Genomic DNA, 13,644 nt, shown 5'->3' with positions numbered 1-13,644 from the left:
CTGGTTCTGTCTTTGGGGGTCCGGGCTCAGCTGCCGGAGGCGGCGGACGCGGGGGCGGGCGCTGCCGATGCTGCGGCCGACGCCGCGCGGGGCTGCCACGGCACCGGCTTCACCGGGCCCGGGCCGCGCAGCTTCTGGAAGCCGTCGACCATCACCTGTTCGCCGGGCTTCAGGCCGTCGGTGACGAGCCACTGGCCGTCCTGCGCGGCCGAGCCGATCTTGATCGGGCGCGGCGCGACCTTGCCGTCGGCGCCGACCACCATCACCGTGTCGCCCTGGTTGCTGCGCGTGACGGCCTGCTGCGGCAGCGCGATCGCGCCGTCGACCTGCGCCTGCTCGAGCCGCACGCGCACGTACATGCCGGGCAGCAGCAGGCCATCGGCGTTCGGCACCTCGGCGCGCAGCGTGATCTGGCCCGAGGTCGCATCGACCGTCAGGTCGGAGAACAGCAGCTTGCCGGGCTTGGCGTACTCGGTGCCGTCTTCCAGCACGATGCGCACGATCGCGGCGTCGCCGCCGGCCGCGCGCTTGAGCTTGCCGGCCTCGAGCGCCTTGCGCAGCTTCAGCGTCTCGGTGGTCGATTGCGTGAAGTTCACGTACATCGGGTTGATCTGCTGCACCACGGCCAGCTGGGTCGCTTCGCCCTGGCCGACCAGCGCGCCCTCAGTCACCAGCGCGCGGCCGATGCGGCCGGCGATCGGCGACGTGACGGCGGCGTAGCCAAGGTTGATCTGCGCGGTCTGCAGCGCGGCGCGGGCCGACGCGACATCGGCCTCGGCCGACTTCTGCGCGGCCACCGCGTTGACGAAGTCCTGCTTGCTGATCGCGTTCGCCTCGATCAGCGGCTTGAAGCGCTCGGCCTGCGCGGTGGCCTGCGTCAGGTTGGCCTGCGCGCGGGCGAGTGCCGCCTGGGCGCTCTGCTGGCTCGCGACGTAGGGCGCGGAATCGATCTGGAACAAGGCCTGGCCGGCCTTCACGTCGCTGCCTTCGCGGAACAGCCGCTTCAGCAGGATGCCGGCCGCGCGGGCCCGCACCTGCGCGACGCGCGAGGCCTCGAGCCGGCCCGGCAGCTCGGTCACGAGCCCGACCTCGCGCGGCGCCACCGTCACGACCCCCACCTCGGGCGGCGGCGGCGCACCGGCACCGCCCGCTGCAGCAGCAGCGCCGCCACCGGCCGCGCCGTCCTTGGCCCCGCAGGCCGCGAGCAGCGCGATGACGACCGCCAGCGGCAGCGCTTTCAACGCGCCTCGCGTACCTCGGATTTGGGAAACAACAGCAGCACTTTCCGCCGCGACGTTCTTCAACGCAGACATGCAAATCCCTTCCGGATGCTGCGCCCGCCGCGGGCGCCTGATGAGCTGGGGGAAAGCCGACAAAGCGCAAGGCCGGGTGGAAAACCCGGCCGGACTGGTCGACGATGCGGGTTAGTATACATACACGATTGAATGTAAACGTCCCATTTACCTGCAAGGTAGCGGCAGCGCACTTACCGAGTGCTTACCGGCACCGATCACCGAGGAGTCGCCACGCGATGGCGCGACGAACGAAAGAAGAGGCCCTGGCCACCCGCAGCCACATCCTGGACACCGCCGAGCTGGTGTTCCAGGAGCGTGGCGTGTCGCGCACGTCGCTCAACGACATCGCACTCGCGGCCGGCCTGACCCGCGGCGCCATCTACTGGCACTTCAAGGACAAGGGCGACCTCTTCAACGCGATGATGCTGCGCGTGACGCTGCCGATGGAGCAGATGGTGCACGCGAGCGACGACCCGCAGTTGGACGCGCCAGTGGATCACATTCTGGAAAGCTTTGTCGATGCCCTGCGCAAGACGGTGCACGACCCGCAGGTGCGCCGGGTGTTCGACATCGCGTCCCACAAGGTCGAGTACGTCGACGAGCTCGACAAGGTGTGGGAGCGGCACCGCCAGGTGCACAACGAGATGCTGGAACGCGTCGAGAGCGCGCTGAAGCGGGCGGTGCAGCGCGGCCAGATCGTGCTGCGCGCGCCGGCCCGCACGGTGGCGATCGGCCTGCATGCGCTGATCGACGGGCTGATCCGCACCTGGCTGCTGGAGCCGGACTCGTTCGACCTGGTGCGGGTCGGCCGGCAGGTGCTCGAAGGCTATCTGGCGGGCATGGCGCCGGTGCCACCGACCATCACGCCCGTGCCGGGTTCGTCGCCGGCACCGGCCGGGGCTCGTCGAGGTGCTGGGCGAGCAACGCGATCGTAGCGGCCAGGCCGGCCAGCACCAGCAGCGCGAAGCGCAGGCTCGTCAGCTGCGCGAGCCAGCCGATCAGCGGCGGCCCGAGCAGGAAGCCGCCGTAGCCGAGCGTGGCCATCGCCGCGATGCCCTGGCCCGGGCCGCGGCGCGCGCGACGGGCGGCGGTGCCGAAGACCAGCGGCGCGACCGTCGCGACGCCGAGCCCGACGGCGACGAAGGCCGCGAGCGTCAGCCCGGGGTGCTGCAGCAGCAGGGCCGTGGCGAGCAGCAGGGCGGCCACGGCATTGCCGGCGCGCAGCAGCGTGGAGGCGCGCCACACCGCCATCAACCGGTCGCCGGCCAGCCGCAAGGCCATCATCGCGCAGGCGAACGCGGCATAGCCGAAGGCGCCGAGCGCCGCGCTCAGGCCGAGGCCGTCCTTCACGTAGACCGCGCTCCAGTCGGCCATGCCGCCTTCGATCAGGAACGCGCAGAACACGATCGCGCCGAGACCTCCCATGCCCGGCTCGGGCAGCGCGAAATGCGGCGCCGGCTCGGCCGGCTTCGGCGGCGCGGACTGCAGCCAGCGCATCGCCACCAGCAGCACCCCCGCCAGCACGGCCGCGACCACGCCGATGTGCAGCCCCGGCGCGATGTCGTGGTGCGCCATCGTGCCGCCGAGCGCCGCGCCGCACAGGCCGCCGGCGCTCCACAGCCCGTGCAGGCCCGACATGATGGGCTTGCCGCGGCGCGCCTCGACCTCGACCGCCAGCGCGTTCATCGCGACATCCATCGCGCCGTTGGCCGCGCCGAGCAGGAACAGCGTGAGGGCGAGCGGCAGCAGCGAGCCGACCAGCACCGGGTGCGGCAGCAGGAAGCAGTAGACGAAGCCGGTGGCGAGCGTCAGCCCGCGCGCGCCGAGCTGGCCGATGCCGCGGCCCGCGAGCTGGAACGACGCCAGCGCGCCGGCCCCCATCGCCAGCAGCGCCATGCCGAGCTGGCCTTCGCTCAGGCTCAGCGCGTCGCGCACCGCGGGGATGCGCGAGACCCAGCTCGCGAAGCCGGCGCCGTTGGCGAAGAACACGGCGGCCATCGCGATGTGCTCGGCGCGCGAGGCGGAGGGGGAGGAAGACATGGCGGCTCCGAAGGCGTGGGCATGCTTGAGCGAAATCGATCAAGTTCGAGCATATTAGAGCAATCAGCGAGGCCGGGCAAGCTAGAATTCGCGCCACGATGGTCCGCAAGACACCTGCCCCTCCCTGGTTCGGCGAAGAACGCCGGGCGCGCACGCTGAAGCTGCTGCAGGAGAAGGGGCGCGTCGAGGTGCTCGACCTTGCTCGGATGATGGGCGTCTCCGAGCACACGATCCGCCGCGACCTGCTCGACCTGCAGGCGCAGGGCGCGCTGCACAAGACGCATGGCGGCGCGGTGTCGCTCGACACGGCGCGGCTCGATTTCGCGGGGCGTGCCGACGTGATGGCGGATGCGAAGCAGGCGATCGGCCGGGCCGGTGCCGCGCTGATCGAGCCGGGCCAGACGGTGATCATCGATGCCGGYTCGACCTCGCTGAGCCTGGCGCGCGCGCTGACGGTGCGGCCGGTCACGGTGATCACGAACTCGCTCGACGTGGCGGCGCTGTTCGACCGCGACCCCGGCGTGCAGCTGGTACTGACCGGCGGCACCTGGCACACGCAGGCGCGCGCGCTGTGGGGGCCGGCGGCGCGCGAGATGCTGCAGCAGTGCCGGGCCGACTGGGCGGTGCCGGGGGCCTGCTCGGTCGACCTCGCGATGGGCATCACCGTCACCGACGAGGCCGACGCGGCGACCAAGCGCGCGATGATCGGCGCCGCGGCCCGCACGATGGTGCTGGCCGATCATTCGAAGCAGAACAACGTGTCGCCGTTCGCCGTCGGGCAGTGGCGCGAGGTGCACACGCTGGTCAGCGACCGCGCCTGGCCCGAGGTCCAGGCGCTGGGGGTGCGGGTGCACGTGGCACCCGACTGATCAGCGGGTCTTCAACGAATTTGCTGGTAGTCCACCGGCACCCACACATACCCACGCCCTTCGGCGCGGATGTGCCCGATGCCCGGGAACGGCAGGTGGGCACCCGCCACCAGGAAGCCGCCCTTGGCCGCATCGGCATACGCCTTCTTGCGCTGGATCGCGGCCGGCTTCGAATCGTTGTCGAACGAGATCGTGACCTGCGGCTGCGGGAACTGCACCGCGGCCACGTGCATCAGGTCGCCCCACAGCACCAGCTTCTGGCCCTTCGACTCGACCGCGTAGATCGAGTGGCCCGGCGTGTGGCCGCGCGCGGCGAACGAGCGCACGCCCGGCACCAGCTCGGCCTCGCCGTCGAACGGCTTGAACTTGCCGGCGGCGACGTACGGGTTCAGCGAGGCCATCGCGCCCTGGAAGAAGCCTTGCACCTCCTTCGGGGCCTTCTCCATTGTGGCCTGGCTCAGCCAGAAGTCGGCGTCATGCTGGTCGGCACGCACGATGGCGTTCGGGAACGCCGGCTTGCCATCGGCCAGCAGGCCGCCGACGTGGTCGGGGTGCATGTGGGTGACGTAGATCTCGTCGACCTGCTCGGGCTGGTAGCCGGAGGCCTTCAGGTTGGCCAGCAGGTTGCCGGCCGTCGGGCCGAACAGGCCGGCGGCACCGGTGTCGACCAGCACCAGCTTGCTGCCGGTGTTGATCAGGTAGCCGTTGACCGAGGTCTGCACGGTATCCTTCTGGAACGACTTGTCGAGCAGCTTGCCGACCTCCTTCTGCGTCGTGTTGGTCAGCAGCTGCTTGGGCTGCAGGTCGAGCGTGCCGTCGAACAGGGCGGTCACCTCGATGTCGCCGAGCATCATCCGGTAGAAGCCGGGGGCTTGCGTCTTGAGCTGCGGCGCGCCGGCGTGCGCAGCGGTGGCGAGGACCAGCGAGCCGACCAGCGCGGCCAGGCCGTTGCGAATCCAGGATGTCTTGGATGTCATTCGATTTCTCCTCTGGGTGCGGAATTGCGGGCGCAAGCATAGGGGCGGGTCGCATTCCCCACAGCGCAGAGGGCCGCCTTCCTACACGCCGGCTTTCGCGAGGACGACCAGCGAGATGCCGCGCGCAGGTTCGAGCGCATCGGCGTTCTGGTACGAGTGCGGCAGGTTGCCGGGGAAGGCCAGCACCTCGCCCTCGACCAGCGTGTAGCGCTCGCCGGCCACCATCAGGTTCACGCGCCCGTCCAGGCAGGTGAAGAACTCGCGCGTGCCCGGCAGGTGCGGCGTGCCGCCCATCACCGCGCCGGGTTCGAAGTCCATCACCTCCATCATCTCGTCGGGCACCGATTCGGGCACCAGCACGCGCAGCGTGACGCCGCGCCCCTTGCCGGCCGGGCGGCTGCGCAGCGCGATCTCGTTGGCCGGCCAGTGGCGCACCATCGCGCGCGGCGATGCGAGCAGCTCGTCGATCGGCACGCCGAGCGCGCCGGCCACCTTCACCAGCACCGACAGCGACGGGTTGCCGTCGCCGGACTCGAGCGTCGCGATCGTCGAGCGCGGCAGCGCGGCCGATTTCGCGAGGGCGTCCTGCGTCAGCCCGCGCGCATGGCGCAGGCTCAGCAGGTTGCGGGCCAGGTGGCTGGCGGTGGCGCTGGGGGGAGCGCTGGAGGGGGCGGCGGGCTCGCTCATCAGGCGCGCATTGTCGACGGAACGGACGCTTCGCCAACACAGCGGACCGCGTGCTGGGCGGCGCGCCGGGCGATCCCTATCGTGGCTCCATCACTTCAAGGAGCTTCCTGATGAACACCCTTCGAGACGATCCGCTGGCCGGCCTGCGCGTGGCGATCACCGGCGGCACCTCGGGCCTCGGCCTCGCGCTGGTGCAGGCGCTGTCGGCGCGCGGCGCGCGCGTCGCCTTCATCGCCCGCGATGCGGCCCGCGTGCGCCGGCTCGCGCAGGACCTGCCCGGCACGCACGGCATCGTCGGCGACATCGCGCGCCGCGACGACATCCATCCGATCGCGCTGCAGGTCGGTGCCGCGCTCGGCGGGCTGGACGTGCTGGTCAACAACGCGTCGAGCCTCGGCCCGGTGCCGCTCGCGCTGCTGGCCGACACCGAGTGCGAGGACCTGGAGGCTGCGCTCGCCACCAACCTGCTCGGCCCGTTCCGTCTCGGCAAGGCGCTGCTTGGGGCACTGGCGGCGTCGGCGCGCACCGGAGCGCCCTCGCTGGTGATCAACATCAGCAGTGACGCTGCTGTCACGCCCTATCCCGGCTGGGGCGCCTACGGGGCCAGCAAGGCGGCGCTGCACCACCTGAGCCGCATCTGGGATGCCGAGCTGCGCGAGCACGGCGTGCGCGTGTTCTCGGTCGACCCCGGCGACATGGACACGCCGCTGCATGCGCTGGCCGTGCCCGATGCCGACCCGGCGACGCTGCAGCGGCCGGCCGATGCCGCGCGGACCATCGTCGCGCTGATCGCCAACACCGTCGCCCACGCGGAGGCCGCATGAAGGCCGCCCACCTCCCGACCCAGCGCCCGCGCGGCGCGCGCCTGCTGGTGATCGACCGCCACGGCGAGTTGCACCATGCCGAGCGCACGCGGCTCGCCCAGTGGCTGCGCCCCGGCGACCTGCTGGTGGCCAACGATGCGGCGACGCTGCCGGCCAGCCTGCACGGCACGCACGGGCCCACCGGCGAGCCGATCGAGGTGCGGCTGGCGGGGCGCGCTTCGCTGCGGGTCGACGCGGTGCAGTCCTTCACCGCGGTCGTCTTCGGTGCGGGCGACTTCCGCACGCGCACCGAAGACCGCCCTGCGCCGCCGGCCCTGCACCCCGGTGACAGGCTGCAGCTCGGCCCGCTGCAGGCCAAGGTCGTGCGCCTGCTCGGCCATGCGCGGCTCATCGAGTTGCGTTTCGATGGCGACGCCGATGCCATCTGGGCCGGCATCGCACGCCACGGCCGGCCGATCCAGTACGCCCACGTGCCGCAGCCGCTCGCGCTGTGGGACGTGTGGACGCGTGTCGCGGCGCTGCCGGTCGCGTTCGAGCCGCCGTCGGCCGGCTTCCTGCTCGACTGGCAGCTGCTGCACGCGCTGCGCGAACGGGCGATCGGCTTCGCGACGCTGACGCACGCAGCCGGCCTCTCGTCGACCGGCGATGCGGCGCTCGATGCGCGGCTGCCGTTCGACGAGCCCTACCACCTGCCGGCCGCGACCGTGCAGGCCATCGCCGACACGCGGCGCTGCGGCGGGCGCGTCGTCGCGCTCGGCACCACCGTCACGCGGGCGCTGGAGCACGCCGCGCAGGCCGGGCCGCTGCGCGCCGGCGAGGGCCTGGCGAACCAGCGGCTCGGGCCGGCCAGCCGGTTGCAGGTGGTTGATGCGATCGTCAGCGGCACGCACGAGCCGGGCAGCAGCCACCATGCGCTGTTGCAGGCCTTCGTCGATGCGTCGGTGCTGCGCCGTGCCGATGCGGCGCTGGCGGCGCACGGCTACCGCACGCACGAGTTCGGCGATTCGGTGCTGATCGAAAACGCCCGCCGCCCCCAAAGATCACCGCGCCAGGGTTCACGAACGATCGTGCGATCCATCGAACGGTCCGGGTTCGCCGGCTTGTTGCGGCCGGCATAAGCCCGAATAATCGGCGCCACCCAACAAACAGATGGTTCCGAGGAGACGCATGACCGCGATTCGCACTACCGCTGCCGCCCTGACGCTCGGGCTGGCCTTGATCGCCGGGGCCGCCCAGGCCGCTTCGACGACGACCAAGTTCGAGCCGATGCTGCAGGTGCAGGGCACGCCGCTGCTGCTGAACGGCGCGGGCACGCGCTTCAAGGCGATCTTCAAGGTCTACGACCTGGGGCTGTACACCAGCAGGAAGGTTGGCACGCCTGAAGAACTGCTGGCGCTGGCCGGCCCGAAGCGGCTGCAGTTCACCGCGCTGCGCGACCTGCCGGGCACCGACCTGGGCCGGCTGTTCATCAAGGGCATGTCGGAGAACTCGCCGAAGGAGCTGGTGCAGAAGCACACGCTGTCGGCGACGCGGCTGATCGAGATCTTCTCCGGCCGCTCGAAGATGGCCGCCGGCGAGACTTTCGCGATGGAGTTCGTGCCCGGCAAGGGCACCACCTTCTACATCATGGGCCAGCCGCAGGGCGAGCCAGTGGGCGACGCCGAGTTCTTCGCGATGGTGCTGAAGATCTGGGTCGGCGACGCGCCGGCCGACCACCTGCTGAAGGCGGCGCTGCTGGGGCGCGACAAGGAATAAGGCTGGCGCTCTTCAGGTCTTCTCGAACTTGAACACCGCGACGCTCGCGGTCAGGTTCGGCCGGCGCCGGCGCACCGCGCCGTTCTGGATGCCGAACGAATCGAGGATCTGCAGCCCGCTCTTGCGCGCCAGCACCTCGAAATCCGCGTACGTGCCGACCCGGATGTTCGGCGTGTCGTACCACTCGTAGGGCAGCGCCTTCGTGACCGGCATGCGCCCGCTCGCGATGCGCAGCCGGTTCGCCCAGTGCGCGAAATTCGGGAAGCTGACGATGCCCACGCGGCCGACGCGCGCCGTCTCGAGCAGCATGCGCTCGGTGTTGCGCAGGTGCTGCAGCGTGTCGAGCTGCAGCACGACGTCGAAGCTGCGGTCCTCGAACATCGAGAGGCCCTCCTCGAGGTTCAGCTGGATCACGTTGACGCCGCGCTGCGTGCACGACAGCACGTTGGCGTCCGAGATCTCGATGCCGTAGCCGCTGCACTGGCGGTGATCGCGCAGGTGGGCGAGCAGCTCGCCGTTGCCGCAGCCGAGGTCGAGCACGCGCGAGCCCTTCGGCACCATCTCGGCGATGAGTTCGATGTCCTTCCTGTCGCTCATGCCACGGCTCCCACGGCGGTGAATTCCTTGGCGATGTTGTCGAAGCGCGCCCGCAGCACGCCGTGGTACCGCGCGTCGTCGAGCAGGAACGCGTCGTGCCCGTGCGGCGCGTCGATCTCGGCGTAGCTCACGTCCAGGCGGTTGTCGAGCAGCGCGCGCACGATCTCGCGCGAGCGCTCCGGCGAGAAGCGCCAGTCGGTCGTGAAGCTCACCAGCTGGAACTTGCAGCGCGCGCCGGCGAAGGCCGCCGCCAGGTCGCCGGCGTGCTCGCGCGCCGGGTCGAAGTAGTCGAGTGCGCGCGTGATCAGCAGGTAGGTGTTGGCATCGAAGTACTCGCTGAACTTGTCGCCCTGGTGGCGCAGGTAGCTCTCGATCTCGAACTCGATGTCCTGCGTGCTGTAGCCGGGCGCGCCGCTCTTCAGGCCGCGGCCGAACTTGGCCTCCATCGCGTCGTCGCTCAGGTAGGTGATGTGGCCGATCATCCGCGCCACGCGCAGCCCGCGCTTGGGCACCACGCGGTAGCCGTAGTAGTGGCCGCCGTGGAACTCGGGGTCGGTGACGATCGCGCGCCGCGCGACCTCGTTGAACGCGATGTTCTGCGCCGACAGGTTCGGCGCGGTGGCCACCGCGATGCAGTGGCGCAGCCGATCCGGGTGGCGCAGCGACCAGCTCAGCGCCTGCATGCCGCCCAGGCTGCCGCCGAGCACCGCGGCCAGCTGGGCGATGCCCAGGCGGTCGAGCAGCCGGGCCTGCGCATCGACCCAGTCTTCCACCGTGACGACCGGGAAATCGGCGCCATAGACGCGGCCGGTCGCCGGGTCGACGTGCATCGGGCCGGTCGAGCCGAAGCAGGAGCCGGGGTTGTTGATGCCGATCACGAAGAAGCGGTCGGTGTCGAGCGGCTTGCCCGGGCCGATCAGGTTGTCCCACCAGCCCTCGCTGCGCGGCTCGCCCGCATGCGTGCCGGCGACGTGGTGCGAGGCGTTCAGCGCGTGGCACACCAGCACCGCATTGCTGCGCTCGGCGTTCAGCGTGCCGTAGGTCTCGTAGACGAGCGTGTAGTCGCTCAGCCTGGCGCCGCTGCGCAGCGGCAAGGGCTCGGTGAATTGCATCACCTGCGGTTGGACATCACCCAGCGAACTCATGTGGACACGCACCCAGAAAAAGAAAAACCGGCGCCGCCAAGATGGGGACACCGGTGGGTGCGTCCATTCTTTAGCTGGTTTTTTAAAGCGCCCGCAAGCCGGAACAAATCAGCGCTGGCGGCAAGTATAGGCCGCCGGTCCCCGCCGCCCCCAGTGCGATGCCACTGGCTACGTCGTCGTATCTCTTGAGGGTGAGGCGAGCAATTTGCATCAATTTGTGTGCAATCTGACAGGGATACCTCCATTAAATCGTTGATTTGCCAGTTGTACGATGACTGATGACATTCGATGAAACCGATTGTCATCCCACAACATCAGGAGGCAGACAACATGCAACGACGTACCTTTCTCGGGGCCACGCTGAGCCCCGTCGCGCTGGCCGCTTGCGGTGGCGGAGACGACAACCCGCCCGCGCCGCCCCCGCCGCCGACCGCCCAGGGAATCGCCATCGACGCGCTGAAACGCGCCGTGACTTACATGGATGAAGAGGTGTCCTACCGCGGCGGCTATGTCTGGTCGTACTCGCCGGACCTGACGCAGACCTTCGGCGAGATGGAGGCCAAGCGCACGATGTGCTGGATCCAGCCGCCCGGCACGCCGTCGGTGGGCAACGCGTTCCTCGACGCGTACCACGCCACCGGCGACGAGCGCTTCTACCAGGCGGCCGAGCGCACCGCGCTCGCGGTGGTCGCGGCCCAGCATGCCTCGGGCGGCTGGAACTACATCCACGATTTCGCCGGTGAAGAATCGCTGAAGCACTGGTACGAGACCATCGGCAAGAACGGCTGGCGCCTCGAGGAATTCCAGAACTACTACGGCAACGCCACCTTCGACGACGCCGGCACCGCCGTCGCGTCGCAGCTGATGCTGCGCATGTGGCTCGAGAAGAAGGACGCGCGCTTCGAAGCGCCGCTGAATCGTGCAATCGATTTCATAAGACAGGCGCAGTTCGGTGCCGAGCTCGGCATCGCCAATGGCGGCTGGCCGCAGCGCTTCCCGCACTACGCGGGATCGAAGGTGAGCATGCCGCAGCCGAACCCCGAGCAGATCCCGGCCGGTGTGCACGCCGGCATGGAGGATGGCGACTACACGCTGCACGTCACCTTCAACGACGACGTGATGGGCGAGAACATCAAGTTCCTGACGATGTGCGTGCTGGCGCTGGGCCGCACCGACCTGCTGGACAACATCACGCGCGCGATGGAGTGCATGCGCGCGATGCAGCAGCCCGGGCCGCAGGCCGGCTGGAGCCTGCAGCACCTGTCGCGCGAGACGAACGGCCGCCCGGCCGGCGCCGCCGCCGGGGCGCGCACCTACGAGCCGCGCTCGCTGGCCACGCACACCACGCAGACCAACATCCAGCAGCTGTTCCACTACTTCACGCTGACCGGCGACCGCAAGTTCCTCGCGCGCATCCCCGAAGCCATCGCGTGGCTGAAGACGGTGCCGCTGCCGGCCGACGCGATCCAGCGCAACGCGCTGCTGAACGGCCGCACGCACGCCACCTTCATCGAGCTCGACAGCAACGAGTCGCTGTACGTGCACCGCTACGGCTCGAACATCCACAACGGCGCCTACTTCGCCGACAAGGACCTGACGAACACGCTGAGCCACTACTCGGCGGGCCGCTCGATCGACATCGCCGGGCTGCAGAAGCGCTACGACGACCTGAGCGGCCTGAGCGACGCGGCGGTGGCCGAGCTGGTGGCGCGCTCGCCGCTGAAGGCGACGCAGCCGACGGCGCTGCCGAAGTTCTTCGGCATCCGCGAGGTCGATTTCCCCGACCTGTTCACCGGCGCGAAGATGACGACGCCGGTGGTGCCGCAGACCGAGGTCGACACGCTGGTGGCCGACCTGGGCACGAAGAACTACTGGACGGCGCCGGTGCCCGAGGTGGTGAACCCGTACCGCGGCGACGGGCCGGCGGCGCCGTACACCGGCACCGCCTACCGCAGCAAGCACGTGGGCGACATCTACGACACCTCGCCATACCCGGCCGACAACCCGCCGGACATCGCGCCCTACGTGAAGCGCGACAAGCCGCAGTTCATCGTGACGGCGGACGTGATCCGGCGCATCGGGCGGCTGATCGCGTTCGTGTCACCGGTGGTCTGAGGCGACGGATCCGGACGGGCGACGTGAGCGCCCGTTGCGTCACATCTGCTTGGCCAGCTCCGCCGTCCGGCAGATCTCGTTGTTGTCGACGGTGACCCACTCGCCGCCCTTCTGCAGGCAGACTGCACGCGCGGTCTGGTGGCGTTCACGGATGCGGTCGGGGGCGGTGGAGACCCGGAACACCGCGCCGGCGATGGCGACGATGCTGATCAGCGCGAAAGCGGTGCGTGCGAAACGGGTGCCCATGGCGCTCTCCGGTGGATCGGCGAATTCTCGGGCATTTGGCCCGACTTTGCATGCTCGCTAGCATCCCCACCTTTGCGCATGCGAGACAGTCGATGAAGCCTTTCGTGTCAGATGTTGCCGAGCACTGGGTCGAGGATGCCGGCGACGGCGATGCCGCCCACCTGGACATCCCGCCGCACGCAACGCGCGAGCGCCGTTTCGAGATCTTCTGCAGCTTCGAGGTGGCCAACCCGCTGGGCGGCGACGACGCGGCCCACGGGTTGCGCGTGCTGGTCAACGGAGCCCAGGAATGGGCGCGCCGGGTGGCGACGCACGCCGGCAGCGATTCGCTGGACGTGCGGCTGCGCAAGACCGTGCCGGTCGGCGAGCCGCTGCGCTTGACCGCCCGCACCGAGGTGCAGGGGGTGCGCCGGGTGGGGCTGAAGATCACGGCCGACGAGGACCTGGACGGCTGAGCCCCCGCGCGCGCCAGTTCGATTCAGGTCAGTGCAACCGCAGCGACGACATCCCGAACAGGCCGATCAGCCCGATCGCGATCAGGTAGATCGCGACGATGAAGTTCAGCAGCTTCGGCATGACCAGCACCAGGATGCCGGCGATCAGCGAAATCAGGGGGGTGAGGCTCAGGTGGATGTTCAATTGAAGCTTCCGTTGGGTCGTTGAAACGTGGATCGTGGGTGGACCTCGGGCAGGTCCCTAGAATGTCGGCCCGCGCATCGAAGACGATGACGCACCGATTCTCCCTGGAGCCCGCCGTGGACCTGAAACTTCCGATTGTCATCTTCGACGAGCTCACCGAGTCCGTCATCCGTTCCACCGGCATGCTCGACCTGGCCAGCGGCGAGATCCGCAACGTGCAGTACGAGGATTACGACGTGAAGGCCGAGGGCATGCCGATCGAGGACGAGAGCTACGAGTTCACCTCCGGGCTGCTGACCAACGGCAAGCGCGACGTGGAGTTCCGCATCGAGGTGGACATCATGTCGGGCGCCTATTCGGTGACGCCGAGCGAGCTGCTGGAGCTGAAAGGCCGCGCCGCCAAGCTGTTCTCCACGAAATAGAACGGCTACCCTTGGCGCCTCCCGCCACGACAC

At 69.7% G+C, this 13,644-nt stretch carries 16 protein-coding genes and 1 riboswitch; of the genes, 8 read left to right on the top strand and 8 right to left on the bottom strand.

Going from position 1 to position 13,644, the window contains the following annotated elements; all coding sequences use genetic code 11:
- Nucleotides 1-26 precede the first annotated feature (26 nt).
- On the bottom strand, nt 27-1,304 hold the full coding sequence (locus AC1DXV_RS00280; protein ID WP_477932091.1) for an efflux RND transporter periplasmic adaptor subunit: 1,278 nt from the start codon (nt 1,302-1,304) through the stop codon (nt 27-29).
- A gap of 227 nt (nt 1,305-1,531) precedes the next feature.
- Between AC1DXV_RS00280 and AC1DXV_RS00275 the strand changes: the two genes are divergently transcribed.
- On the top strand, nt 1,532-2,230 hold the full coding sequence (locus AC1DXV_RS00275) for a TetR family transcriptional regulator (RefSeq protein WP_477865205.1): 699 nt from the start codon (nt 1,532-1,534) through the stop codon (nt 2,228-2,230).
- Here AC1DXV_RS00275 and AC1DXV_RS00270 read toward each other — a convergent pair.
- Entirely contained in the window at nt 2,157-3,335 is a 1,179-nt protein-coding gene (locus AC1DXV_RS00270) for an MFS transporter (protein ID WP_477865206.1), read from the bottom strand. The genes AC1DXV_RS00275 and AC1DXV_RS00270 overlap by 74 nt on opposite strands.
- 98 nt (nt 3,336-3,433) lie before the next feature.
- On the opposite strand from AC1DXV_RS00270, the gene AC1DXV_RS00265 reads away from it, so the two are divergent.
- Nucleotides 3,434-4,204 (top strand): DeoR/GlpR family DNA-binding transcription regulator, encoded by a 771-nt coding sequence (locus AC1DXV_RS00265; protein WP_477932052.1) that lies wholly within the window; start codon nt 3,434-3,436, stop codon nt 4,202-4,204.
- 11 nt (nt 4,205-4,215) lie between these two features.
- On the opposite strand, the gene AC1DXV_RS00260 is transcribed toward AC1DXV_RS00265, so the two are convergent.
- Together AC1DXV_RS00260 and AC1DXV_RS00255 are read right to left on the bottom strand one after the other, a co-directional pair.
- Complete coding sequence (locus tag AC1DXV_RS00260) at nt 4,216-5,181, bottom strand: MBL fold metallo-hydrolase (protein WP_477865208.1); 966 nt, start codon at nt 5,179-5,181, stop codon at nt 4,216-4,218.
- Between the two features lie 81 nt (nt 5,182-5,262).
- Nucleotides 5,263-5,868 carry a helix-turn-helix domain-containing protein gene (locus tag AC1DXV_RS00255; protein WP_477865209.1) on the bottom strand — a complete coding sequence of 202 codons (606 nt, stop codon included), beginning with the start codon at nt 5,866-5,868 and terminating at the stop codon, nt 5,263-5,265.
- Between the two features lie 110 nt (nt 5,869-5,978).
- Between AC1DXV_RS00255 and AC1DXV_RS00250 the strand changes: the two genes are divergently transcribed.
- The 3 genes from AC1DXV_RS00250 to AC1DXV_RS00240 are packed head-to-tail and all read left to right on the top strand — an operon-like array spanning nt 5,979 to nt 8,447.
- Nucleotides 5,979-6,692: an SDR family NAD(P)-dependent oxidoreductase gene (locus tag AC1DXV_RS00250; protein WP_477865210.1), complete on the top strand. Its 714-nt coding sequence runs from the start codon at nt 5,979-5,981 to the stop codon at nt 6,690-6,692.
- On the top strand, nt 6,689-7,810 hold the full coding sequence (locus tag AC1DXV_RS00245) for an S-adenosylmethionine:tRNA ribosyltransferase-isomerase (RefSeq protein ID WP_477932050.1): 1,122 nt from the start codon (nt 6,689-6,691) through the stop codon (nt 7,808-7,810). The genes AC1DXV_RS00250 and AC1DXV_RS00245 overlap by 4 nt, the downstream gene beginning before the upstream one ends.
- Nucleotides 7,811-7,859: 49 nt before the next feature.
- Entirely contained in the window at nt 7,860-8,447 is a 588-nt protein-coding gene (locus tag AC1DXV_RS00240) for a chalcone isomerase family protein (RefSeq protein WP_477865212.1), read from the top strand.
- A 12-nt stretch (nt 8,448-8,459) separates the two neighbouring features.
- On the opposite strand, the gene metW is transcribed toward AC1DXV_RS00240, so the two are convergent.
- Nucleotides 8,460-9,044 (bottom strand): methionine biosynthesis protein MetW, encoded by a 585-nt coding sequence (metW, locus tag AC1DXV_RS00235; RefSeq protein WP_465111383.1) that lies wholly within the window; start codon nt 9,042-9,044, stop codon nt 8,460-8,462.
- Nucleotides 9,041-10,189, bottom strand: a complete 1,149-nt coding sequence (gene metX / locus AC1DXV_RS00230; protein ID WP_477865213.1) for a homoserine O-succinyltransferase MetX — start codon at nt 10,187-10,189, stop codon at nt 9,041-9,043. Before metX ends, metW begins: the two co-directional genes overlap by 4 nt.
- Nucleotides 10,190-10,242: 53 nt before the next feature.
- A riboswitch (SAM riboswitch) is annotated at nt 10,243-10,314 on the bottom strand.
- 205 nt (nt 10,315-10,519) lie between these two features.
- Between metX and AC1DXV_RS00225 the strand changes: the two genes are divergently transcribed.
- A complete protein-coding gene (locus tag AC1DXV_RS00225) occupies nt 10,520-12,304 on the top strand; it encodes a pectate lyase (protein ID WP_477865214.1) in 1,785 nt (594 codons plus the stop codon).
- Nucleotides 12,305-12,343: 39 nt separating this feature from the next.
- On the opposite strand, the gene AC1DXV_RS00220 is transcribed toward AC1DXV_RS00225, so the two are convergent.
- A complete protein-coding gene (locus AC1DXV_RS00220) occupies nt 12,344-12,550 on the bottom strand; it encodes a hypothetical protein (RefSeq protein ID WP_169670350.1) in 207 nt (68 codons plus the stop codon).
- A 104-nt stretch (nt 12,551-12,654) separates the two neighbouring features.
- Between AC1DXV_RS00220 and AC1DXV_RS00215 the strand changes: the two genes are divergently transcribed.
- Entirely contained in the window at nt 12,655-13,005 is a 351-nt protein-coding gene (locus AC1DXV_RS00215) for a hypothetical protein (protein ID WP_477865216.1), read from the top strand.
- Nucleotides 13,006-13,033: 28 nt separating this feature from the next.
- Here AC1DXV_RS00215 and AC1DXV_RS00210 read toward each other — a convergent pair whose 3' ends face one another.
- Nucleotides 13,034-13,189, bottom strand: a complete 156-nt coding sequence (locus tag AC1DXV_RS00210) for a DUF3096 domain-containing protein (protein WP_082004143.1) — start codon at nt 13,187-13,189, stop codon at nt 13,034-13,036.
- A gap of 116 nt (nt 13,190-13,305) precedes the next feature.
- Here AC1DXV_RS00210 and AC1DXV_RS00205 point away from each other — a divergent pair, with 116 nt between their 5' ends.
- The gene (locus AC1DXV_RS00205; RefSeq protein WP_047501946.1) at nt 13,306-13,611 is read left to right on the top strand and encodes a hypothetical protein; all 306 of its coding nucleotides are present in this window, start codon (nt 13,306-13,308) and stop codon (nt 13,609-13,611) included.
- Nucleotides 13,612-13,644: the final 33 nt, after the last annotated feature.

The organism is Rhizobacter sp. P3_C12 (assembly GCF_056402735.1).
Note: the sequence above shows the minus strand (reverse complement) of the source record. Positions and strands in the feature narration are given on the sequence as shown.

Excerpts from the sequence above, each read along its gene's own strand:
- AC1DXV_RS00275 (WP_477865205.1), top strand. The coding sequence starts at position 1,532 with ATGGCGCGACGAACGAAAGAAGAGGCCCTGGCCACCCGCAGCCACATC.
- AC1DXV_RS00270 (WP_477865206.1), bottom strand. The coding sequence starts at position 3,335 with ATGTCTTCCTCCCCCTCCGCCTCGCGCGCCGAGCACATCGCGATGGCC.
- AC1DXV_RS00260 (WP_477865208.1), bottom strand. The coding sequence starts at position 5,181 with ATGACATCCAAGACATCCTGGATTCGCAACGGCCTGGCCGCGCTGGTC.
- AC1DXV_RS00255 (WP_477865209.1), bottom strand. The coding sequence starts at position 5,868 with ATGAGCGAGCCCGCCGCCCCCTCCAGCGCTCCCCCCAGCGCCACCGCC.
- AC1DXV_RS00250 (WP_477865210.1), top strand. The coding sequence starts at position 5,979 with ATGAACACCCTTCGAGACGATCCGCTGGCCGGCCTGCGCGTGGCGATC.
- AC1DXV_RS00245 (WP_477932050.1), top strand. The coding sequence starts at position 6,689 with ATGAAGGCCGCCCACCTCCCGACCCAGCGCCCGCGCGGCGCGCGCCTG.
- AC1DXV_RS00240 (WP_477865212.1), top strand. The coding sequence starts at position 7,860 with ATGACCGCGATTCGCACTACCGCTGCCGCCCTGACGCTCGGGCTGGCC.
- metW (WP_465111383.1), bottom strand. The coding sequence starts at position 9,044 with ATGAGCGACAGGAAGGACATCGAACTCATCGCCGAGATGGTGCCGAAG.
- metX (WP_477865213.1), bottom strand. The coding sequence starts at position 10,189 with ATGAGTTCGCTGGGTGATGTCCAACCGCAGGTGATGCAATTCACCGAG.
- AC1DXV_RS00225 (WP_477865214.1), top strand. The coding sequence starts at position 10,520 with ATGCAACGACGTACCTTTCTCGGGGCCACGCTGAGCCCCGTCGCGCTG.
- AC1DXV_RS00220 (WP_169670350.1), bottom strand. The coding sequence starts at position 12,550 with ATGGGCACCCGTTTCGCACGCACCGCTTTCGCGCTGATCAGCATCGTC.